Below are 918 nucleotides of genomic sequence, written 5' to 3'. Positions count from 1 at the left end.
GGACGTCGTGCTCGCGCGCAACCCCAAGCTGGTCTACGGCCGCATGACCGGCTGGGGCCAGGAAGGCCCGCTTGCCAACGCGGCCGGTCACGACATCAACTACATCTCCATCACCGGCGCGCTCGCCGCGATCGGCACGAAGGAAGCACCGGTGCCGCCGCTCAACCTGGTCGGCGATTTCGGCGGCGGCGCACTCTATCTCGTCGTCGGTGTGCTCGCAGCGCTTTTGGAAGCCTCGAAGTCCGGCAAGGGCCAGGTCGTCGACGCCGCGATGTGCGACGGTGCGGCCTCGCTGATGTCGTTCTTCTTCGACATGACCACGATGGGACGCTGGACCGAAGGCCGCAACCAGAACTTCCTCGACGGCGGCGCGCATTTCTATGGCGTCTACGAATGCGCCTGCGGCCATTTCGTCTCGGTCGGCTCGATCGAGCCCCAGTTCTACGCCCTGCTGCGCGAGCACGCGGGCCTGACCGACGCCGACTTCGACGCGCAGATGAACCCCAAGGCCTGGCCGGCGCTGAAAGAGAAGCTGAAGGCCGTGTTCAAGAGCAAGACGCGCGAGGACTGGTGCAAGATCATGGAAGGCACCGACATCTGCTTCGCGCCGGTGCTGACCATGTCGGAGGCCACGCAGCATCCGCACATGGTCGCGCGCAACGTTTTCGTCGAACGCCACGGCGTGAAACAGCCCGCGCCGGCGCCGCGTTTCTCGCGCACGCCGTCGGCGGTACGTGAGCCGGAAGGTGCGGAGATTGGCGCTTTGACCGCTGCGTGGAAGGCTGCGAAGTAGTCCCACGCGCTAATCCGTAGCAACCATTAAATGGCGGCGGTGTTTTGAGCCGTACGGATCGCCTGCGCCTGCCATGATGACGCCGTGCTCGCGTCCGTCAAGGCGTGGCCTGGCGGCAGATCGGG

1 protein-coding gene is annotated in these 918 nt (G+C 65.8%); it reads left to right on the top strand.

Annotated features, from left to right (window positions below):
• Positions 1 to 793 (top strand): CaiB/BaiF CoA-transferase family protein (locus MOV75_RS39815; RefSeq protein WP_247008326.1); only part of this gene is annotated, 793 nt, incomplete at its 5' end.
• Between the last annotated feature and the right edge of the window lie 125 nt (positions 794 to 918).

The organism is Bradyrhizobium sp. PRIMUS42 (assembly GCF_023006515.1).
Classification (GTDB): domain Bacteria; phylum Pseudomonadota; class Alphaproteobacteria; order Rhizobiales; family Xanthobacteraceae; genus Bradyrhizobium.
Note: the sequence above shows the minus strand (reverse complement) of the source record. Positions and strands in the feature narration are given on the sequence as shown.